The sequence below is a fragment of the Serratia sp. NCCP-200 genome (genome assembly GCF_059697885.1).
Genome location: NZ_BAAKUJ010000003.1, coordinates 622,523 through 644,487 on the forward strand (window position 1 = coordinate 622,523; position 21,965 = coordinate 644,487).

The following is a 21,965-nucleotide window of genomic DNA, read 5'->3' on the forward strand; positions in this document are numbered from 1 at the left end:
CGTTTTCAAACAATAATGCACAGCTGAAATTCAAATTCCGTCCCCAAAAGAGCCATGATCAAACGAACATCACCTTTGGCAAACCAGGGCTTCAGGAGGCGCAACCTTCCTTTCCGCTTCGCTACTCATTTTTTAATCAATAATCTCTTCGGCTTAGCAGGCCAGTCTGTTACTCTGCCCGACAGAGCTGGGGCCCTGGTTCACCAGCAGAATCGGCCAGACTATGAAAACAGCCTAATCAGGCTGAAATATCAGACTTATCCATGTTAGTTTCGTAGTTTAACAAGTTGAACTGACCATACTCTGCGGTGCAGAATACGCGCAGATGAAATGGAGGTTCGAATGTACCAGATGGGAAATGTCATTAACCAGCAGATGGCGGCGATCTCGCCCCAGGTGCTGACGGTGTTGGAACAAAAGCTGGTAACGGCTAAAGAAAAGATCGCGCTGTGCCTTAACGGTATGGGTGCCCTGATCCTGCAAAAGACCCGCGACTACCTGCATCGCAATGACAACTCCCTGCGTTTCCGTCAGTTGGTCGGGCGCACTCCCCCCTTCGAGTTGCGCTTTCTGGATGAAGCACTGGGTAAATTCAGCCCTGCATTGCTGACGATGGTGCTTGGCCACAAAGTGAAGCGCCTCACCCAGCTGTTTGTGAGCTTTTATGTGCTGGAAAAACAGGTCGCCGAGCGACTGTTTTCCGTGGCCTCCGCGGTGGTATTTGGCCTGTTGGGCGAATATCTGCGCCAACGCTCTCTACAATCACCGTCGTTAAAAGGCTGGCTCGAGTGGCAGTTGCCGCAGATTGCCGCAGCCCAGCCAACGGCGGTGCTAAATCAGTTGCCAGCTCTTATCCCCGCCGATCCGGCCGTTTCCCGCACCGGGTCGCTGGTGCCCCCCAAACGTCGTATCTGGCCGTGGCTAATGCTGGCGCTGCTATTGGTATCGCTGCTGTTCTCACTGCGTGGTTTTAGCGTGTTACAACCCATGCAGGCCAGCGGTCAGAGCGATGTGGCCTACCGCCGGTTGGCCGATGGCAAGCAGCTTCTGTTGTCGCAGCGTAGCGTCGAGAACCTGCTGATCACCTATATTGAGAGCAATGCCCCCACCAGCGAAAAACGTTGGTTTACGCTGGATCGCCTGCAGTTTGACACCAACCGCACCGAGTTAACCCCTGCATCACAAGAACAGCTGAGGAACATCGTCGATATTCTGCGTGCTTATCCGGATGTGGAGATCCAACTGGGGGGCTATACCGATAAGTCGGCCAATGAACAGATGGACCGGCGTTTATCGCAGGATCGTGCCGATGCGGTACGCATGGCGTTGGTCAAAATGGGGATTGGGGAAAGCCGTATCAGCGCAGAAGGTTACGGCTCGGCTTACCCCTTGGTGCCTAACAATAGCGAAGCCAATCGTGTCAAGAACCGCAGGATCGATCTGCGGGTAGTCGAGAAGTAATGGCCACTCAGCCCTTACCTACCGCTACTACCTTCAACGGCTGAGCATCTGGCAAGATATTCATATGCTCCAGCACCTGGGCCATAATCTTGCCAAATACCGGCCCCGCCACCGAGCCACCAAAGTGTTTGCCTGCCTTGGGGTTATTGACCATGACCACCAGGGCCACCTGCGGATCGCTGGCCGGTGCCACGCCTGCGGTGTAGTTGATATAGCCACCATCGTACTTGCCGTTTGGCCCCATCTTCTCAGCAGTACCCGTCTTGATCGCCAAGCGATAGCCAGGCACTGCGGCACTGAGGCCGCTGCCCCCAGGCAATGCATCGCTCTCCATCATATGCACCACGGTTTTTACCACCTCGGCAGGCATGACTTGCTGCCCCATGACCGGCGGCGTGACTTTAGTGATGGAAAGCGGACGATAAACACCGAATGAACCAATGGTGGCATATTCGCGTACCATCTGCAGCGGAGTGACGCGCAAACCGTAACCAAAGGAAAAGGTGGCTCGTTCAATATCAGCCCAGCGCGCACGGTGAGCGGGCAAATAGCCGCTACTTTCGTTACCAATCCCCAGATCGGTTGGCCGCCCAAGGCCAAAACTGCGATAAACGGCAGGCAACACCGTGGCAGGCAACGCCAACGCAATATGCGAAACCGCAATATCGCTGGATTTTTGCAGCACGCCGGTAATGGTCAGTTTCGACCAATGGCCTACGTCTTTGATCAGATGGCCGTTCACCGTATAAGGCGTAGTATCCAGCACGGTATCTGGCCGGATCAGTTTGTGATCCAACCCCACCATCACTACCACCGGTTTTACCGTCGAGCCGGGCTCAAAGCTGTCACTGCTGCAGACATTATGTATGTCTTTCACCGGCGTATTGGCGTAGTTGTTGGGGTTGAAAGAGGGATAACTGGCCATGCCGAGGATCTCACCGGTATTCACCTTCACCAGCACCGCACAGCCGGAATCGGCCTGGTTGGCGATCACCCCATCGCGGATCTGGGAAAACAGCACGTACTGAATAAATTTGTCGATACTTAGCGTGACGTTCGGTGGCGGCACTGGGTCTACGCTTTTAATCACGCCGATGACTGCACCGCTGCCGTCTTTCTGATAGACACGCAGGCCGTTTTTACCCTGCAACAACGGGTTGAAACCCAGCTCAATCCCTTCCAGGCCTTGATTATCCAGCCCCACAATGCCAATCAGCCCGGCGGCGTCTTGCCCCATAGGATAGAAACGGCTGAAGTCCTGCTCGGTGCTAACGCCGGTCAGGTGCAGCTTGCTGATATAGGCCGCATTGTCATCCTCCACCTTGCGTGCCAGATAGACAAAGCGCTTACGGGCGTTGGCCTGGATCAGATGCTGAACATCAGCAAGCGGCATTTGCAACACGTTGGCCAAACTCTGCCAGCGCTCGGTGCTGGTATCGGTTTGGGTATCGAGGATATGTTTGGGATCCAACACGATATCTTTGGAAGAGACACTGACCGCCAGCGCCGCATCGTTACGGTCGGTGATCATCGCACGGTTGGTGGGCAACACCTGAGTACGAATGGAACGCTGGTCAGCCTGATCGGCCAACTGTTGGTGTTCCAGCAGCTGTAAATAGCCGACCCGGAACATCAAGAGAAAAAAGCAGACCAAGATGCCCGCGCAAATCCAGCCAAAACGCGCCGTCGAGTAGTTTTTACCGTTTTTCTTGGTTGGAGGAGCCACTGTTAAGCCTACGTTTTTAAACTGATTATTTATCCGCTAAGTCTAACCTGAGTCAGATTGCCAGAAGGTTGCAGTTTGTAAGAAAGTAAAAACAAACGCGTTTAATGTTGCACATCGTCACTGTCTCCCAGCTGCTTCTGGTTACCGTCGTTTTCCCCCAGCGTTGGCGCATTGGCCGGGTCGAAAATATGGTCCAGGATTGCCCTGGCCGTCGGCCCTGCAACTACGCCATCCCCACCCCCGTTTTCCAGAATGAGTGCCATCGCCACCCGCGGGTTTTTATACGGCGCAAACAGAGTGTAGAAAATATGGTCACGCAGGCGTACCGGGATCATTTTGGCATTGTAAGTCTGGTTTTCTTTCAGGCTGAAAACCTGTGAGGTCCCCGATTTGGCCGCTATCTGGTAGGGCGCGGTATGGAACAGCTTATACCCGGTGCCGTTAGGCAGGTTCGCCATGCCATACATACCGTTGCGCACAATTCCCCAATACGGCGATTTGGCCTCGCCAATCTGCACGGCCTGCTCTGGTGGCTGGTAGCGTTTGACTTCCCTGCCCCGTTTCATCGAATACAGCAGATGCGGCGTTTTCACCCTGCCGCTGTTGATCAGCGTGGTCAGCGCTTTCACCATCTGGATCGGCGTAGCGATCCAATACCCCTGGCCAATACCCACCGAGACGGTGTCACCTTGGTACCAGCCTTTTTTATGCACCCGCTGCTTCCATTCCCTGCTCGGCAGCACGCCGCGATATTCCTCGTTCAGATCGATCCCCGTCGGCTGGCCATAGCCAAACTGGCTGAGCCACTGGTGGATCCGGTCGATCCCCATCTCATAGGCAACCTGATAGAAGAAGGTGTCGGCCGACTCCTCGATCGCCTTGGTGACGTTCAGCAGGCCGTGCCCGGTTTTCAACCAGTCGCGATAGCGGCGCTGCGTTCCCGGCAAGGTCCAGGTGGGTGCGCCAAAGAAAGTGGTGGTTGGGGTGATAACACCGGCAAACAGTGCCGATACCGCCATATAAGGTTTTACCGTTGAAGCAGGCGGGTATAGCCCCTGCGTCACACGGTTTATCAGAGGTAAATCCGGGTTGCTGAGCAGCGACTTGTAGGCCTGATAGCCAATACCTCTGACGAACGGGTTGGGATCGTAGCTAGGGCTGGAGACCATCGCCAGAATGCCTCCGTCGCGCGGATCGGCGACCACCACCGCCGCCCGTTGCCCTTTGAGCAAGCCTTCGATGTACTGTTGCAGGTGCAGATCCAGCGTCAGATAGATATCTTTGCCCGCCTGGGGCGGTTGTTCCTTCAGCAGGCGTACGATACGCCCGTGGTTATCCACCTCCACTTCCTGATAACCGGTGGTACCGTGTAGCTGTTTCTCGTAATAGGCTTCCAACCCCTGTTTGCCAATATTGTGGTCGGCCGCATAGTTTTGCGCCTGACCCTGCTGCTCGAGCTTTTTGACGTCGTTATCATTAATTCGCGAGACATACCCCACCACGTGCGCCAACTGTGCCCCGTAAGGATATTGCCGCTGCTGGTAGGTCTCGATGGTTACTCCGTCAAAGCGATACTGGTTTACCGCAAAACGAGCCACCTCGGTTTCACTAAGCCCGGTCTTGAGGGTAACGGGCTTATAGCGACTATTGTGGCGCATATCATCACGAAAGGCGGCGATGTCATCCGGCGTCAGATCAACAATGGGCGTCAGGTTTTGCAGCAGCGTTGCCATATCGGCAATCTTACTGGGAGTCACTTCAATCTGATACAGCTGTATATTGCGCACCAGCGGGATGCCGTTGCGATCGAAGATCAGGCCACGATGAGGGGCAATGGGCAGCATCTTGATGTCGTTTTGATTGGAGCGCGTCTGGTAAAACGCATGCTGTTTGATCTGCAACTGATACAGGTTGAAAACCAGCAAGCCAAAACAGGCGACGACCAGCACCATCGCCACGCAGGCACGGCGAATGAACAACGTTTCTTCGGCGGGATGGTCACGGAAAGGATCTTTTAATTGGGCCATGCGTGGGGTCTTACCTGCCTGACTGATTGCTAAAAAGGGGCGAAAAGCCGGCAAGCATAGCGTTAATAGCCTTGGTACCACATTAAAAGGTTGCTAATGATTTGGCATAAATGTTTCAACATATTGGAATGTTGCTGTGATTTGTCAGACAGGCCATAACGACTATTGAGACGCCAATTATTCCAATGCTATAATGTGACACAGATCACACTAACAACCTAAGCCACCGTCTATCCAATGCGCATTCTGCCCCAAGGTCTGATACCTGGAGCCGGCTGCGGCATTTGTAGCAAAGGATCACCTCCGATGAGTACCATAGCCACTGGCTTTATTATGATGCGCTGGGAATTACTGAGCGCAGTGATGATGTTTCTGGCCAGCCAATTGAATGTGTTGTGCCGCAAGGCTAGCCGTAACGGCATGGCGTTTGTGTTCAGCAGCCTGGGGCTGTTCACTAGCTGCTGGTTTGTGATGGGGCTGATGGGCATGTCCTTCAACCTGGCTGGCATTATGCAATTCTGGGCATCATTCAAGGACGTCTTCATCGATGTCATGAGCCAAAACCCGACCGCCTTCCCCCTGCCATAACCGTTTTTCCAGTCTAGACGGGTGCAGCATATCGCGCCCCAGCAAAGTTAGTGGCGCATCCAGGGCGTTAAGGTCACGCCGACCAGCAAGCCTTCCGGGCTTAGCAGACGGGTGACGCTCTGGCCCCACGGCTCCAGACGGTTGGCTACCAGCAGTTGATAGCCCTGATCCAGCAGCGTTTGGGTGGCCTTCGCCATATCTGCCACGTCAAACTCCATCCACGCCTGCGGCACCGGTAAATCTTGTGGCCATTGAGCCTGACCAAAACAGGATTGGGCAGCCTGCGCCAAAGGCCAAAGCGCAAAGTGCTTCACGCCCGCCAAGGCATCGTGCTCGGTCAGCAGATAGTCCTCATTCCCCTCCATTGGCTTTAGCGGCAACCCCAGCGCTTGCTGATAAAACGCAGCACTTTGGCTCGTGTTTTGGGTTATCGGGCCAAAACCCGCGACAAAAAGTACCTCAACTCCACAAAATGGTTGTTCCATATCCTTTCTCCTCAGGGATTAACGGCTTTGCTGCCGCAGCCATATCGGCGTATGGCCATAGAATGCCTTGAAACGGTGGCTGAAATGGCTGGCCGAGCTAAAGCCGCAATCCAGCGCAATCTGGGTTAGCGGCATCAGCGTGTTGCGCAGTAATTTCTCCGCCTGTTGCAAACGCACCTGCATCACATACTGATGCGGTGCCTGCCCGGTGCTGTGTTTAAACATGCGGGCAAAATGAAACTCGCTCAATTCCACCTGAGCAGCCAGATCGGCCAGCACCAATGGTTGATCGAGATGGTGATAGATAAACTCCTGCACCCGCTTCAGCACGGCCGGTGCCAGCCCACCACGCACGCTGGGCAGCCGCCATTGCAACTGGGTGTAGCGCTGAAGCATATGCGACATCAACAGCGTGGAGGCGCTGCTCAGTGCCAGCTGGTTAGCGGTGTCTTGCCAATTGTGATTAAGTAAAAACTGGCGATACAGCAGCGTGATTTGCGGATCTTCCGCAAACGACAGCGGCTCTACGTTGATGGACGCCGGGCTGCGATCCCAGGTCTGCTCCACCAAATGGCGCAAATGCTGGTCGGTACAATACAGATGCACAAAGGAGAGATTGCTGCGGACATCCCAGGTGGATTCGTAATGACGCGGCATGATGCAAAAACGATCCGGGCCGCCGCCGTTCTGCCAGCCCCCAGGCACCTTCTGATAGCACTCATAACCATCTGCCACGTACAGGCTGAGGGTGTGGTGATCGGCACTTTCCTGGGTGATACGATCGTTGCAGTTGGACCAGGCCGCCAGTTGCACGCCAGATCCCAGTTGCACGCTATTGTGCAACCGGGCTTTATGTTGGTGCAGTGTTTCAAATGCCAGGTATGCCATTGCTGCCCTATTCCTGTGATCCAAGCCGTTTCAGTTTAAAGAGTGCTGGCGCGGGATACCAGTTTTCACCGGGCGCTTTTAACAAAAAAAGCGCAAGAATATGCAATTGGCCGCAAAAGGCTGAAAGCGTTACGGCGCAAAAAGATGAATACTCCCGTCATCATTCACAGGAGAATTTATGAATACGCTGTTGTATCTTGCCGTGGTGCTGATTTGGGGCACCACCTGGATTGCGATTACCCTGCAACAAGGCACGGTGGCGATCCCCGTTTCGATCGGTTACCGCTTCCTGTTGGCTGCCGTCGTGATGTGGCTGGCCATGCTGGCGCTACGCCGTCTGCGGGCCATTAGCCTGCGGGACCACCTGTTCTGCATGTTGCAGGGCTGCTGTGTGTTTGGCTTTAACTTTTACTGTTTCTACCTGGCGGCGGCCTATATCAGCAGCGGGCTGGAATCGGTGATTTTCTCAATGGCGGTGTTGTTCAACGCGGTTAACAGCATGATTTTCTTCCGCCAACGCCCCAACCCCAACCTGCTTCCTGCAGCGCTGTTAGGTATGATCGGCATCGTGGCGCTGTTTTGGCAGGATCTGATGGCGACCCAGATGGCGCCAGAATTGCTTAAAGGTATCGGGTTGAGCGCTCTGGGTACCTACGGTTTTTCGCTGGGGAACATGCTCAGCACGCGCCACCAACGCCGTGGGCTGGATATGCTTTCCACCAATACCTACGCCATGAGCTACGGCGCACTGCTGATGTTTGCCATCGCACTGGCACAGGGCGCTTCATTGCAGCTCGAATTCACCACTCGTTATCTGGGTTCGCTGTTCTATCTGGCGATTTTTGGCACGGTGATCGCCTTTGCCGCCTATTTCACCCTGTTAGGCCGCATCGGCTCAGGCGCCGCTGCCTACAGCACCTTGCTGTTCCCATTGGTGGCGCTGACGATCTCCACTCTGTATGAGGGTTACCAGTGGCATCTGAATGCGGTGATTGGCCTGTGCCTGATCCTGCTGGGCAACCTGGTGATGTTTTCCAAGCCGGGGATGTTCAATCTATATCGATGGAAACGTGGGGTTCAGTGACGGTATTAAAGATAAGCGTCGAGATACCGTTGCCCACTTAAGATAATCCACAAAAATCATTGAGGTGTGATGTAAACTACCTCAATGATTTTCCCCTATCACGAAAGATTACAGCCCATTGCAGTAGGATTCGTATTGACCTTGTTTACTCATACATATTAATGGTTTATTAACTTTCCGCACCTAAAACCAAATTAATGTCATCAAAACTTAAGGCTTTCATTTAAAAACCCCTGTTACTTGATAATAAATAAACATCACGATTGCTATGCCAGTAGAAATAGCCAAGGACTGAAATAACGGAGACGCGTTAAAGCTTCTCGCAATAGAACCTATGACAACCCCAAGAAAAACACAAAAAAAGACAAATAGAATGTTTTTCATTAGCCCCCCTAAAATGTACGTAATGGACCTATTTTTAATAATCACAATATTGATCTTAATCAATAATAAAAACAAGAGAAATTGCTCAGGCATTGTAAAAATGCCTGAAGGTGCTAACACCTACTCACTTCTCAAATGAAGTCATCACAGAATATCCTTCCAGAAATTGATAGCAACTATCATTCTAAATTATTTTATCAAGGCCAGGTTATTTTTATTCGACAGTAAACACCTATTAATCACCCCTATAATATAAACCGTTAAAGCGATATAGTAATTTTATTGGCAATAGTCAAAGTAAGCAGCGGAAAATAAATCGATAGCCATGGTCTAAAATAATACGGGAAAACCGTAATTGTGTTTGATTCCTCCCCCGCCTATGCCTGAGCTGATTTTACGATAAAAGTAGTGACGAAAATCCGGCACCGCATCGTCATTTATGTCGAAAAAGTGTCGAAACATCATCAATCACCCTGCAACCTACTGTTATAAAAAACATTTCCTGGTTGGCATGTTTTATGTATTGCCATAGGCGGAGCATAAACCTTGCCATCCCCGAAGGCTTTTTAGCTGCGCTCAAAAGTTACAGGGGTAATCCGGGAGTTCACCATGAAAAAAATCACTACTGTCTGCCCTTACTGTGGCGCAGGCTGCAAACTGAAACTGGTAGTAGAAAATGGCAAAATCCTGCGCGCCGAAGCGGCAGACGGGGTAACCAATCAGGGGGAACTTTGCCTGAAAGGCTACTACGGCTGGGACTTCCTCAATGATACCAAACTGCTGACTCCGCGCCTTAATCAGCCGCTGATCCGGCGTGTGAAAGGTGGCAAATTTGAAGCTGTCAGTTGGCAGGAGGCGATCCGTTACACGGCACAGCGTCTGAAAGAGATCAAACAGCAATATGGTGCGCGTGCCATCATGCATACCGGATCATCGCGCGGGACGGGTAATGAAACCAACTACGTCATGCAGAAATTCGCCCGGGCGGTGATCGGTAATAACAATGTCGACTGTTGTGCCCGCGTTTGCCATGGCCCTTCCGTTGCCGGTTTGCAAGCGACTCTGGGTAACGGCGCGATGAGTAACTCTATCGGCGATATCGAAAACTCCAAGTGCCTGCTGATCATCGGCTACAACTGTGCAGATTCGCACCCTATCGTGGCTCGCCGAGTGTTGAAGGCCAAAGAGAAAGGTGCACAGATTATAGTATGCGACCCACGCCGCATCGAAACGGCGCGTATTGCCGATCTGCATTTACCAATCAACAACGGCTGTAATATGGCGCTGGTGAATGCATTCGCTCACGTTTTGATTGAAGAAAACCTGTATGACCGCGATTACATTGCCAAATATACCGAAGGTTTCGACGCCTATCGCCAGCAAGTGGCAGACTATTCTCCTGAAGCGGTGGAGCACCTGACAGGGGTCACTGCCCAGCAGATCCGCCAGGCAATGCGTATCTACGCCAGTGCCCCTTCCGCCACCATTATGTGGGGCATGGGCGTAACACAGTTTGGTCAGGCTGTAGACGTGGTGAAAGGCATTGCCAGCCTGGCACTGCTCACGGGTAATTTGGGGCGCGCCAACGTGGGGGTTGGGCCGGTTCGTGGACAAAATAACGTTCAGGGAGCCTGCGATATGGGGGTTCTGCCAAACGAATTCCCTGGTTATCAGGCCGTGACCGACGCCGCAGTACGAGCCAAATTTGCCGCGGCCTGGGGGATTGACGCTGCACAGATGGACGCCGAAGTAGGCTACCGTATCACCGAAATACCGCACCTGGCCCTTGAAGGTAAAGTCAAAGCCTACTACATCATGGGGGAAGACCCATTACAGACCGAGGCCGATCTGAGCCTGGTCCGTCGTGGGTTCGACGCGCTGGACTTTATTGTGGTGCAGGATATCTTTATGACCAAAACGGCCGAACAGGCCGATGTGATCTTACCTGCCACCTCATGGGGGGAGCATGGCGGAGTGTTCTCCTGTGCCGATCGTGGTTTCCAACGTTTTGAGAAAGCTCTCGAGCCGCAGTATAACGTCAAACGTGACTGGGAAATTATCAGCCTGTTGGCGAGTGAAATGGGTTACCCAATGCACTACGAAGATAACCAACAGATCTGGGACGAGATGCGCGAGCTGTGCCCACTGTTTTACGGAGCCACTTACGAAAAAATGGGTGAGCTCGGCCATGTGCAGTGGCCTTGTACCACCTTGGACAGCCAGGGGACACCTTACCTGTATCAGGGGAACCAATTCACGACCCCTTCCGGCAAAGGTCAATTGTTTGCTACAGCCTGGCGCGCTCCCGCAGAAATCCCTGATGAAAACTACCCTCTCGTGTTGTGTACCGTGCGCGAGGTCGGCCACTACTCATGCCGCTCAATGACCGGCAACTGTAAGGCACTACAAACGCTGGCGGATGAGCCTGGTTTTGTGCAGATCCATCCGCAAGACGCCGCTGAGCTGGGCATTGCCGACCAACAACTGGTTTGGGTGGCCTCCCGCCGCGGCAAGGTGATTTCCCGAGCCAACTATAGCGAGAGGATTAATTTGGGCGCGGTTTATATGACCTACCAGTGGTGGATTGGCGCCTGTAATGAACTGACCCAGGATAACCTGGATCTGATCTCGAAAACGCCGGAAACCAAATACTGTGCGGTGAAGCTGGAAGCCATTGCCGATCAGCAATGGGCAGAAAACTATGCTCAGCAAAGTTACTGCACCATGAAGGCCCGCCTGCGCAGCGCCGTGGATGACTTGCTCTTGCCGTTAGGAGCTTAAGTTAATTAATGGATTAAGACGGTAATCATTGAGGTGCGGTGTGCCATCCCACCTCAATGATTTATTTCACCGGTCTTGACCTTATTTACTCATGCAAATTAGCGGCTTATTAGGCCGAACAATCCACATTGTCCGCACTTTAGATCGCCTTGTCAGGCCTGTCGCAAGAAGTTCTCTATGCTCGTTGCCAGCGCGAGCGGTACTTCATTCATTGGGTAATGACCTGCATTTTCAAGTATTTCCAGTTCAGCCCTCGGATACCATGCAAGGTAGGTAGAACGCATCAGATCCGTGTTGAATGTCGGATCATGCTCCCCGATCAGCACCTTAACCCTGTGTGGTAAACCCTGTACCTCCGCGCTGAAATCAGTGTTGCTCCATGCATACTTCATTCCGGTTGGACAAGTATCCGCGACGTTATTAAGCCCTTCGGTTTGACGTTCGAAGCGGATCTTGTTGGCGGGTGCATCGTGGTTAATGGTCAGCACATAGATACCGTCAAAATCACTCCCAGGCCATTTGGTAACCTGTTGTGGGTCACCTCCCTCGGCGGTGATGATATTTTTTACCACCTGCACCAGATTATGATGTTCCCAAGAGACGAACACCACGGCGTTGCGGAAACGTTCGTCCAACAGGGCCGTCTGCAAATCAGCAATGTCATCGGCGTGATACTGGATATTCACCGGCAGCGAGAGCCGAATGGCCGTTGGGGTGATGGTGGTCAATGCCCGCATGGAGTTGCCCAGCTTATTTTTCTTGGGGCCAGCGGCATAAATGGCCTCAGGTTTACCGAAGCGGGAGATCAAGACCTCCGGCAGTGCCAAGGCGCGGTTAAAACCTTTGCAGGTCAGCTGACCACTGTTGTTATCTGGCTTCTCTCCGTGGCGAACGAAAACCAGGGTTTGCTCACTCCAGGCGGCCCCTGCCACGCTGGACAACAGTAACGCTAATACGCCGTTTTTAAATGCTTGCTTCAATGTTCTTTCCACCCATATTTACCCTTAAGAACGTCGCCAGGTAAGGCCGCGAACCTGCAGGTCAATGTCGTGACTAATGAATTATTTGCATAGGTGTATGCATATTTGGCTACCTTATCATTGAATTGGCCCTGTAATACACTCCCTCCTGTCAGCCATAAGCACATCGGCCACCCTTTTGGTTGCTTCCTGAAAGCAGGCGTAATTTGACGGCGAAGACGAAATGAACGAGAAATTTGACGGTAACGGTATTTTCCCCAAAGGGCCAAAAAATGACGCCTATGCGCAATATTTCACCGGCACCAGCTACCTGAACATGTTGACCACCGAAGGGGTAGCCATTGGCAATGTGGTGTTTGAACCAGGCTGTCGGAATAACTGGCATATTCACCATCAGGGCGGCCAGATCCTGCTGGTCACCGGGGGGCGCGGCTGGTATCAGGAGTGGAATAAACCGGCTCGCCAACTTACCGCCGGAGACGTAGTCAATATCCCGGCAGGAGCCAAACACTGGCACGGTGCAGCCCAGGATAGCTGGTTTGCGCATATTGCCGTGGCGGTCCCGGTCGAGGGTTCCTCCAATGAGTGGTTGGAACCGGTATCCGACGAGGATTACCGTCAACTGCCATGATAAAAAAGCCACCTGCCCAAACGGGTGGCTTGAGATTAATGACCAAGGGCGCAGCATGCAGCGCCCCTACGTGCTGAACCGGTTACAGCTTACTACTTCGGGTAGAAATAGTTCACTACACAAAAAACCAATTTCGCCACTACATAACAGCACGAGAGAGAAACCAGTAAGTGAGAAATATTGGCTGGTGCAGCATACCAACCCAACGACCACACGCAGGCCCCTTTTAATAAAGCTGCAGTCAGATAAAAGCTAACTAAAGAGGCAAGTATACGTACCAGTGTTTTCATGAAATGGGTCCAGATAGATATAACCTGTGTGCTTTATTTAAAAGGTTAACTTTAGCCTACTACCATGAACATGAAGTTTTGCCACAGTAATCGGTACGGTCACCGCGATTATCCCCTCACCCACCAGACATCTGGCCAAAAAATGCAAGCTCTAAGCGTTCCATAGACAATCCCCTTGTCATTGATAATGTAAGAGAGTACAGCAAATTGATTATTACCCAATCACCATAAAGTTATCAATGTAAAATAAACGTGTGGTTTTTATTTTCCAGAGTCTAATCACAGAATCATTAAGTGTTATTAGTCTTTTTACTCGGGCAATTAAATTGATTTAATTACTCGACCGATTAATTAAAATAACTATAATGTTCTATATCGCTGCGCAGGGGCGCAGCATGCGGCCCCTTTTAGAAAGTTAAGGCGTCACCCAATCACTAATCCCAGAACCGCACCGCCCGCCAGGATCCATAATGGATGAATACGTTTATTCATACTCAGCAGCGTCGCTAACACAATTAATATCGCCAATCGCCAGTTGGTCGCTGAAGCCTGGGCAATCAGCACGCCGCTCGCGGCAACCAATCCGACAGTGACCGGCACCAGCCCAACCTGCACGATACGCCGCCAGGGTTTATCTTTAAAACGCCGCCATGCGCCCATCACCAGGATGGTGACAATGGACGATGGCCCAAACTTGGCTACGGAGGAAACCAACAGTCCGGCCCAGCCCGCGACGTGCCAACCAATCAGCGGCACGATCATCATATTGGGTCCCGGTGCCGCCTGTGCCATGGCGAACAGCGCGCTAAATTCCTGTGCGCTCATCCATTGATGCACCTCCACCACCTGGCGCTGCATTTCCGGCAGGATGCTAAAGCCGCCGCCAAACGCCATCAGCGAAAGCTCGGTAAAAATGATCGCCAGCGAGATTAACATCGCCATCATGAAGGTTTCCTCCACGCCAGCAGAATACTTAGCGGTGCCAGCACCAGCATGGTGGGCAGCAATGGCAAACGTAGCCAGGCAATCGCCACCAAAGCAATGGCGACAATCGCTAACGGCAACCATTTTCCCCACAGTGGCAGCAGCATTTTCAATGCGGTAGAGAGCAGTAAGCCCGCCGCCGCTGCGGCTAAACCGGCAAACACGTGCTGCACATGAGCATCGTCTTGGTAGCGGGCATAAATCACGCCTAGACCAACCACAATTGCCGTTGGGGCGCAGATCAGCCCGAGCAAGGCCGATAGCGCACCACGCAATCCGCGAAACTCCATCCCCACCGCCACCGACAAGTTTATGACGTTGCCACCCGGCAGGAACTGGCACAGTCCCAGCAGTTCGGTGAACTGTTCAGCGGTTAACCAGCGGCGTTGTTCCACCAACATACTGCGCGCCAGCGGCAGCACCCCGCCAAAGCCGATCAGGCCCAGCATCAGAAAGCCGGTAAACAGTTGAGTATTGCTCGGCGGCTCGGCGATCTCCTGGCCCTGTAGCACATTAGGATCTGACATGGCGTTTCCCACATTATCTCAGTTGTTATCTGGCATAATGCACGCGGCCAAGCCATGATGTCTAATGCATTTCAGAGCCATTATCACTACGATGAACGCGCCGTAGAACAAGCTTAATCGTCCCGTTCGACAATCCGCGTCAGGTGGATGACCAAGTACAGCAGCTCGTCGTTGGACATCTCCATTTCCAGCAGATTTTTCACATAGTCACGGATCACCAGAGCGCAACGATAGGCCTCGGGATACTCTTTCGTCGCCTGAGAGAACAGGAAATCGTCTTTCGACTTTACCTGTTTGTCATCAATCATGCGTTGAATGAAAAACTGCATATGCAGCAGGAAACGCGAGTAATTGAGCGAGTCTGTGGCGATATCGATGCGGAAATGGTATTTGATGATGTTGAAGATATCCTTCAGCATCTTCACCGCCAGCAGCGTGTGCTCCATGCTCTGCACGTCGGTTTGGCCATTGACCAGATGAAAGGCAATGTTCCCCGCCTCTGCCTCCGGCAACAGGATATCCAAGCGCTCGTTGATCTGCGCCAGCGCCTGTAATGCTACGGCAAACTCCTGCGGATAAAAGCGTTTTACCTCATGCAACAGCCGGTTCTGTATGACGATGCCTTTACGGCAGCGCTCAATCGCAAAACTGAGATGGTCCACCAGGGTGAAAAATATCTGTTCGTTGACCCGGCCGCCAAGCTGGCTGTTGGCCAGCCTGAGGATCATCTGCACCAGTTCAATATGCTGCTCCGGCGTGGCTTCTATCAGGCGCAGATGGTCGTGGCCGGTTTGACCATTCTGCACCACATAGACTTTTTCTATGCTGGCCGCAGCCAGCACATCTCCCACTTTGCTGTTAAACCCGATGCCCTTGCCCATCACGATAACTTCGCGGTTATCGCTGTCGGTGGACAGCACCAGGCTGTTATTGAGCACCTTGATGACTTTCATCATTAAACTGTGTTATCCACGTTGTTGGCCGTTCGAGGCAATCAGGCGCTGATACCAGGCGAAACTGTGCTTCTTGATACGCCGCAGATCGCGCAGATCCTGTTCACCACGGTTGACATAGATAAAACCGTAGCGCTTGGCGTAGCCCTGATGCGTGCTGACCAGATCGATCGCCGCCCACGGGCAGTAACCCAGCAGATCGACACCATCGTTAATCGCCAATTGCATCTGTTCGATATGCGCACGCATAAAATCGATGCGGTAATCATCATTGATGATATCCCCAGACAATAGCTGGTCCGGCGCGCCGATGCCATTTTCAGTAATTAAAATCGGCAGATGATAACGTTCATAAACCTTGCGCAGCGTCAGCCGCAGGCCCACGGGGTCGATCACCCAACCATAGGGCGTTTTGTCGACATACGGGTTTTCCGCTGCCCGATATACGCCCGGTTCACCCAGCATGATTTGCTGATCCCCCGCTCGAGCCGTAATATCCGAGGCATCACCACGGCTGGCTGCGATAGTGGCAGTGGAATAGTAGTTAATCGCCACATAATCCGGCCGCCCTTGCAGCAGTAGCTCCGCATCTCCGTCTTCAATCACAGGGGCAAGGCCACGATCCTGCAAATATCGCCAGGCCAACGCATTGTATCGGCCATGTACCGCGACATCCAGAAAGCTCCAGCAGCGCAGCGTTTCCCAGTTGTGGGCGGCGATGGCATCCAACGGGTGGCAGGTTTCCTGATACATGGAAGTGGTATTGATCGCCGGGCCGATTTTCCCCTTGGGGCAACGCTGATGGCACAAAGCCATGACCCGCGCCTGCGCCACCAGCATATGGTGGCTCTGTTGATAAAGCACTACCTTGGAAGGCAACTCGCCGCCCTTCGGCACACCGATGGCTCCAGGGTGCAGGATCATGGTGTTCTGCTCGTTGATGGTCAGCCAATATTTGACCTTATCGCCAAAGGCAGTGAACAGCACGTCCGCATACTCGACAAAGGCATCGATGGTCTGCCGATTGCTCCAACCGCCCTGTTGTTCCAGCACATAGGGCAGATCGAAATGGTAGAGTGTGACCACCGGTTCAATGCCGTGCTTGAGCAGTTCATCGATCAGGTCACGATAAAACGCCAGGCCAGGCTGATTCACCTCACCCGTGCCGTTGGGCAAAATGCGCGTCCAGGCTACGGAGAAACGGTACGCCTTCAGCCCTAATTCGGCGAACAGCTTAACGTCCTCACGAAAACGGTGGTAATGGTCGCTGGCCACCTTAAAATCCGCCGTCTCGGCGGGATGATCGAGCATATCAACAATGGAAGGACTTTTGCCGTCCTCGTCCCATGCCCCCTCAACCTGATAAGCCGAGGTTGAGGCCCCCCACAGGAAGCCTGGTGGAAAATCGTTCAGCTGTTGGTAAATCATACTTTTTGCTCCTGAATATTCAGCGCGACAATTTGCTCACCAAAGTTCACCGGGCCAGGTTGCCGACAGCTCAGGTGCGGATACTGCTCACTGTTGACCACCAGCACCGGGGTGATGATGTCGTAGCCCAGCGCGGTAATCGCAGCAATATCAAAGCGTACCAGCTCATCACCGGTTTTCACCCGATCGCCCACCTGCAGTTGAGAGCTGAAATGCTCACCGTTGAGATTGACGGTATCGATGCCGATATGCATCAGCACTTCCATGCCGTTATCGGCCTTAATGCCTACGGCATGCTTTGAAGGCAGGAAGGTCACAATTTCCCCGTCCACGGGCGCGCGCAACACGCCTTGCTCAGGCACAATCGCCACGCCCTTGCCCAGCAACCCTTGCGAGAATACGTCGTCATTCACCTGTTCCAATGCCACCAGTTGGCCTGCCAACGGGCTGTGTAGCAACGCGGCGTCACCAGATGGTGCGCTGTCTGTCACCGTTGCCTCTTCTTCATCAACCGGATCCTCAAAGCCCAGGATCCAGGTCAAGGCAAAGGTCACGACGATGGCGATGACGCAGGTGATGAGGGCGTGCACGATATTCATCGGGTTTTCGCCGATAAAGGCCGGTAATGCCGCCAATCCCGGTGAAACAAAGGCATAGCGCACCAAACCGCTGACACCCGCGTAAACACCGGCACAGCCACCGCCAATCATGGCCGCGATCAGCGGTTTACGCAGTTTCAGCGTGACGCCGTACAGTGAAGGCTCGGTGATCCCCAACAGCGCGGTGAAACCGGCGGATGAGGCCAACTGGCGCAAATTTTTATTCTTGGTGCGGAACGCTACGCACAGGGTTGCCGCGCCCTGGGCAATGTTGGAAGCCAACATGCCGGGGCCATTAATCATCTCAAAGCCGTTTTTACTCAACTGGCCAGTAGCGATAGGCGTCATTGCCCACGCCGTGCCGGTGATCACCAGGAACGGTTGCAGCCCGCCCATTAACATCGGGATCAGCCAACTGGCCTTGCCATCGATGATCGCCGCGCCGCTGGCTACCAGATCGTTGAGGAAAATGCCGAACGGCCCCACCGCCACCAAGGCTAGCGGCGTGGTCACCAGCAGGATGATCATCGGTTTGGTGAAGAATTTAATCATGGTCGGCGAGACTTTTTCGGCAAAGCGCTCGATATAGGACATCAGCCACACCGTGAAGATGATCGGCAGCACTGAACCAGCATAATCGGCCAACCGTACCGGGATGCCAATAAAATCGATTGGCGAACCGGCAGCCAGCATCTGGGCAAGATTGGGGTGCAGCAAGGCTCCCGCGATGGTCATGGCCAGAATAGGATTACACTCAAACTTGATTGAGGCGCCGTAGGCCAGCAGCACCGGCAGGAAAAAGAAGGCGGCATCGGCGATGGTATCCAGCAGATGGTAAGTTGGGCTGGCCGCGCTGATCGCCCCAGTTAACTTGAGGATCGCCAGCAGCGCCTTGATCATCCCCGCGCCGGTAATAGCCGGGATCACTGGCGTAAAGGTGGTCGAAATCACGCTGATAATCTGCGTAAAGACACCGCCCTTGGCCTTGTTTTTCGGCTGTCCGTCAGGTTTGCCCAACGGTTGGCCAATCGCTTTTTGCAACGCGCGGAAAGTCTGCTGCACGTTGTTGCCCACCACAATCTGGAACTGTCCACCGCGCTCGACTACGCTGATCACGCCGGGCAAAGCTTCAATCGCCTTCGCATCTACCCGACTGTCGTCGTTAAACTCCATCCGCAGGCGGGTGGCGCAATGCGTCAGCTTACTGACGTTACCCTTCCCCCCAACCAGTGCCAATATGTCCAAGCCCAACTTGTTATAATCCATAGGTTTTCCCCGGCAAAAAAAGCAAAAAAAAAGACCAAAATGAAAATGCTCCCCTTCAGCAGAAGAAGTGCATTTCTATTTTGGTCTTGCCTGCTTGCGCAGTAACACGCCATCATAAAAATGAATGAGTAGCTTATTAGGCTACGGCGCAAGTAATACCGCGGACGCGATCGCCAGGCAACCGGCAACGGCAAGCTTTGTGATTCGCATCACGATTAGCCGCAGGAAAACTCGCAAGCGATCCAACGAAAAATCATCAAACTCTCCCGCGACATACTGTAGCCATGCCCTTCAATAGGTTAAACTTCCCTACCTCGGCGAGTTACCTCTGCCGACCGTTGCGCTTGAATAACAATGAACCAAGGAAGTCTACATGCAACAAGGCTCTAAACTGCGGCCACCACCCATTGATGTGATCACCATTCAGTCGCAGGTGGTCTACGGTAGCGTGGGGAATGGCATTGCCTACCGCACGTTGTTGAAGAAGAACCTGGAGGTGTTGCAGGTACCGAGCGTGTTGTTTGGTTGCCCTCCCTATTACGGCGCGCCGCACGGGGGAGCGATCTCCAGCGAATGGTTCAGCGGTTTTCTGGAAGATTTGATCGCCCGTCAAGTCGTGTGCCGCGCGCGGGCCATCATTATCGGTTACCTGGGTGACGTGGCGCAGTGCCATATTCTGGCCGACTGGTTGCCACGGGTGATTGCCCTCAATCCAGGTATCAAGATCTATATCGATCCGGTGATGGGAGACTATGGCGAAGGGGTTTACGTCGATAAACGTCTGGTTGAAAGCTATCGCTCGCCATACCTCAATCTGGCCCATGGCCTGACGCCAAACGGATTCGAACTGGAGCAGCTGTGCGGCATGGCGCTGAGCACGCGTGAGCAAACCGAACAGGCTGCGCGGGCGCTACTCAAAGGTAATACGCAGTGGGTGCTGGTCACCAGTGCACCTGGCGTGGCAAACGGCGATAAAGAAGTTGGCCTGTTGCTGGTCACTGCCGATGAGGTGCAAAGCTTCACCCATGCCAAAATCGATTCGCCGGTGAAGGGTACGGGTGACATGTTCACCGCGCTGTTAATTGCTCATTTGCTGCAGGGGGAACCTTTCAGCAAGGCAGTGCCCACGGCGATCCATGAGGTGTGTGCGGTACTGGAAGATGCGGCGCGTCACGGTTGGCAGGAGATCGGCCACCTGCGGGCGCTGAAATAACGGCAGACGGCGCAGGTAGCCCCTGCGCCATGGCCACTCAACGCTTTTTCTTCTTGTTGAAATCCAATTCAAAAGCAAAAACCGCGCTTTGAATTTTGCGTTCGGTCAGCATTCCCATCTTGAGAAAACGGCAGGACAGGCGCATGAAATGCTGCATTTGGTCTTCATCAATATCGTGATCTTGATTCACGGCAATCAGTTCCATATTCACCTTGAACTTGCCGTAATCTCCCAAATCCAACTGAGCCTTATTGAACACCAGCCCCGGCTGCATATAGTCGGGTACCGCGCCATCAATACGCAAACCAACGCCACCCGGCGAAAGATCGTGGATACGCAGTTGGTAAGGGGTGCCATCGCTGTGTTCACCGTTACAGAAGAATTCACGCCAATAAGGCGTGGTGATACGTAACTGGCGGCGGCGCTGGATATAAACCAGTTGTTTCGGCAGGCACGCCTCGTAAACCGGCATGGCGTTATGCTCGGTCAGTTGCGCCTGGTCAACGGAGAATTCGATTTTTGCATCGTGGTTTTCAATCACAATGCTGAATTTCCCACCGGAGATCTGCTCTGGAGCATCGCAATCAAAGACGATGTTATCAGCGCCAACGCTTAATAATTGGCCAATGAATTCATGTTGTTGATTAACGACACGCAGCGGCGTTCTTTGCTTATAGATGTCGCGCAAGATTGCCAGAACTTCAAAACGCTCCTGCTTGATAAACCGTCCGTTATCAATATGTTCCACCCGTCACTCCCAGCATTGTCCATCGACGCTAACGCTTTCCTTACGCAATCATCACCGCCATCAATACTAAAGTCAAATTTCCCAGCGTTGCCATAATAATGGCAATAGTCGGCCAAAACGAGCCGCCCATGCTGCCTGGCCTGCACTATCCCCGATGAGGTCTTGGCGGATCTCGATGCCAACATAGGGTAATTCATGGCGTTCCGCATGTACCGGCAGCGTGTAGTCGGTAGCATCAGTCATCGCATAAGGCTCGTTAATACCGACCTGTAAATCCCCTTCTTCACGCAGCAACTCCGCCAACAGCAGGGCAAATTGTGGATGGCGGTTAAACAGCAGCCCAACCTGCCACGGCCGCGCATCGCCTTTAAACACCGGCGTAAAGCTATGCATAGCGATCACCGCGCTGGGTTGGTTATTGGCGCGGCGAGCTGCCAGCGTGTGATTGATAGCCTGGTGATAAGGCTGGAAAATTTCCTGTTCACGGGCGCCCGCTTCAGCAGCGCTGATCCCTTGGTTGCCAGGTATTGGCGTAACTTCCGATAACGATGGGATCGAACTGGCAATCCCCGGCGTACGGTTACAGTCGATCACCAAACGTGAGTAGTGCTGATGGATCAGTGTCGCATCCAACTGCTGAGCCAGCAGACGGGAAACCGCCAGCGCACCGATATCCCAGCCGATATGCCGATCGATATCGCCGCAGGCCAGACCAAGATCGCCCAAACGTTTTGGGATGGCCTGCCCCGCGTGATCGCACAGCAGTAAGAAAGGAGAAGTCGCCTGTGGCAGCTCAACGTTCACGGCCGCAGGCTCATCGGCAGACAACAAGGTTGGGGTATAGGGGTGATACATTAGGCACTCCGGCGCGAGAAAGCGCTAATTCTAGGCGATCCTCTCACCGGCTACCAATATCCCATGG

The 21,965-nt window shown here is 53.2% G+C and carries 17 protein-coding genes and 1 pseudogene; 6 read left to right on the forward strand and 12 right to left on the reverse strand.

Annotation, left to right across the window (positions count from 1 at the left end; genetic code table 11):
• The first annotated feature begins 342 nt into the window (after window positions 1–342).
• Window positions 343–1,461: an OmpA family protein gene (locus AC6HVW_RS13005; protein ID WP_186486976.1), complete on the forward strand. Its 1,119-nt coding sequence runs from the start codon at window positions 343–345 to the stop codon at window positions 1,459–1,461.
• A gap of 7 nt (window positions 1,462–1,468) precedes the next feature.
• On the opposite strand, the gene AC6HVW_RS13010 is transcribed toward AC6HVW_RS13005, so the two are convergent.
• Entirely contained in the window at window positions 1,469–3,187 is a 1,719-nt protein-coding gene (locus AC6HVW_RS13010) for a penicillin-binding transpeptidase domain-containing protein (protein ID WP_186486977.1), read from the reverse strand.
• Between the two features lie 101 nt (window positions 3,188–3,288).
• A complete protein-coding gene (gene mrdA, locus AC6HVW_RS13015; RefSeq protein ID WP_186486978.1) occupies window positions 3,289–5,214 on the reverse strand; it encodes a penicillin-binding protein 2 in 1,926 nt (641 codons plus the stop codon).
• A 306-nt stretch (window positions 5,215–5,520) separates the two neighbouring features.
• On the opposite strand from mrdA, the gene AC6HVW_RS13020 reads away from it, so the two are divergent.
• Complete coding sequence (locus AC6HVW_RS13020; RefSeq protein WP_059200858.1) at window positions 5,521–5,802, forward strand: YjcB family protein; 282 nt, start codon at window positions 5,521–5,523, stop codon at window positions 5,800–5,802.
• Between the two features lie 47 nt (window positions 5,803–5,849).
• On the opposite strand, the gene AC6HVW_RS13025 is transcribed toward AC6HVW_RS13020, so the two are convergent.
• Window positions 5,850–6,287, reverse strand: a complete 438-nt coding sequence (locus tag AC6HVW_RS13025) for a VOC family protein (protein ID WP_186486979.1) — start codon at window positions 6,285–6,287, stop codon at window positions 5,850–5,852.
• A gap of 18 nt (window positions 6,288–6,305) precedes the next feature.
• Window positions 6,306–7,175, reverse strand: coding sequence for a helix-turn-helix domain-containing protein (locus tag AC6HVW_RS13030; protein WP_497569474.1), 870 nt, complete (start codon window positions 7,173–7,175; stop codon window positions 6,306–6,308).
• A gap of 178 nt (window positions 7,176–7,353) precedes the next feature.
• Between AC6HVW_RS13030 and AC6HVW_RS13035 the strand changes: the two genes are divergently transcribed.
• Window positions 7,354–8,259, forward strand: a complete 906-nt coding sequence (locus tag AC6HVW_RS13035; protein WP_186486981.1) for a DMT family transporter — start codon at window positions 7,354–7,356, stop codon at window positions 8,257–8,259.
• 993 nt (window positions 8,260–9,252) lie between these two features.
• Window positions 9,253–11,424 (forward strand): formate dehydrogenase subunit alpha, encoded by a 2,172-nt coding sequence (gene fdhF, locus AC6HVW_RS13040; protein ID WP_497569475.1) that lies wholly within the window; start codon window positions 9,253–9,255, stop codon window positions 11,422–11,424.
• Window positions 11,425–11,822: 398 nt separating this feature from the next.
• Here the strand turns inward: fdhF and AC6HVW_RS13045 are convergent.
• Window positions 11,823–12,404, reverse strand: a pseudogene (locus tag AC6HVW_RS13045) (histidine phosphatase family protein); the annotation flags it as partial.
• A 223-nt stretch (window positions 12,405–12,627) separates the two neighbouring features.
• Here AC6HVW_RS13045 and AC6HVW_RS13050 point away from each other — a divergent pair.
• A complete protein-coding gene (locus AC6HVW_RS13050) occupies window positions 12,628–13,035 on the forward strand; it encodes a cupin domain-containing protein (protein WP_186486983.1) in 408 nt (135 codons plus the stop codon).
• 713 nt (window positions 13,036–13,748) lie between these two features.
• Here AC6HVW_RS13050 and AC6HVW_RS13055 read toward each other — a convergent pair.
• From AC6HVW_RS13055 to AC6HVW_RS13075, 5 genes are all read right to left on the reverse strand, one after another.
• Window positions 13,749–14,270, reverse strand: coding sequence for a chromate transporter (locus AC6HVW_RS13055; RefSeq protein WP_071683490.1), 522 nt, complete (start codon window positions 14,268–14,270; stop codon window positions 13,749–13,751).
• Window positions 14,267–14,836: a chromate transporter gene (locus AC6HVW_RS13060; RefSeq protein ID WP_037375950.1), complete on the reverse strand. Its 570-nt coding sequence runs from the start codon at window positions 14,834–14,836 to the stop codon at window positions 14,267–14,269. The genes AC6HVW_RS13055 and AC6HVW_RS13060 overlap by 4 nt, the downstream gene beginning before the upstream one ends.
• A gap of 113 nt (window positions 14,837–14,949) precedes the next feature.
• Window positions 14,950–15,789: a BglG family transcription antiterminator LicT gene (gene licT, locus AC6HVW_RS13065; RefSeq protein ID WP_179245893.1), complete on the reverse strand. Its 840-nt coding sequence runs from the start codon at window positions 15,787–15,789 to the stop codon at window positions 14,950–14,952.
• 12 nt (window positions 15,790–15,801) lie between these two features.
• The gene (locus AC6HVW_RS13070) at window positions 15,802–17,217 is read right to left on the reverse strand and encodes a glycoside hydrolase family 1 protein (RefSeq protein WP_021806465.1); all 1,416 of its coding nucleotides are present in this window, start codon (window positions 17,215–17,217) and stop codon (window positions 15,802–15,804) included.
• The gene (locus AC6HVW_RS13075) at window positions 17,214–19,082 is read right to left on the reverse strand and encodes a beta-glucoside-specific PTS transporter subunit IIABC (protein ID WP_071683488.1); all 1,869 of its coding nucleotides are present in this window, start codon (window positions 19,080–19,082) and stop codon (window positions 17,214–17,216) included. Before AC6HVW_RS13075 ends, AC6HVW_RS13070 begins: the two co-directional genes overlap by 4 nt.
• Window positions 19,083–19,455: 373 nt before the next feature.
• On the opposite strand from AC6HVW_RS13075, the gene AC6HVW_RS13080 reads away from it, so the two are divergent.
• Window positions 19,456–20,295: a PfkB family carbohydrate kinase gene (locus tag AC6HVW_RS13080; RefSeq protein WP_071683487.1), complete on the forward strand. Its 840-nt coding sequence runs from the start codon at window positions 19,456–19,458 to the stop codon at window positions 20,293–20,295.
• A gap of 37 nt (window positions 20,296–20,332) precedes the next feature.
• Here the strand turns inward: AC6HVW_RS13080 and AC6HVW_RS13085 are convergent, their stop codons facing one another.
• Window positions 20,333–21,043, reverse strand: a complete 711-nt coding sequence (locus AC6HVW_RS13085; RefSeq protein ID WP_497569476.1) for a flagellar brake protein — start codon at window positions 21,041–21,043, stop codon at window positions 20,333–20,335.
• Window positions 21,044–21,115: 72 nt separating this feature from the next.
• Window positions 21,116–21,898: an N-formylglutamate amidohydrolase gene (locus AC6HVW_RS13090; protein ID WP_071683485.1), complete on the reverse strand. Its 783-nt coding sequence runs from the start codon at window positions 21,896–21,898 to the stop codon at window positions 21,116–21,118.
• Window positions 21,899–21,965: the final 67 nt, after the last annotated feature.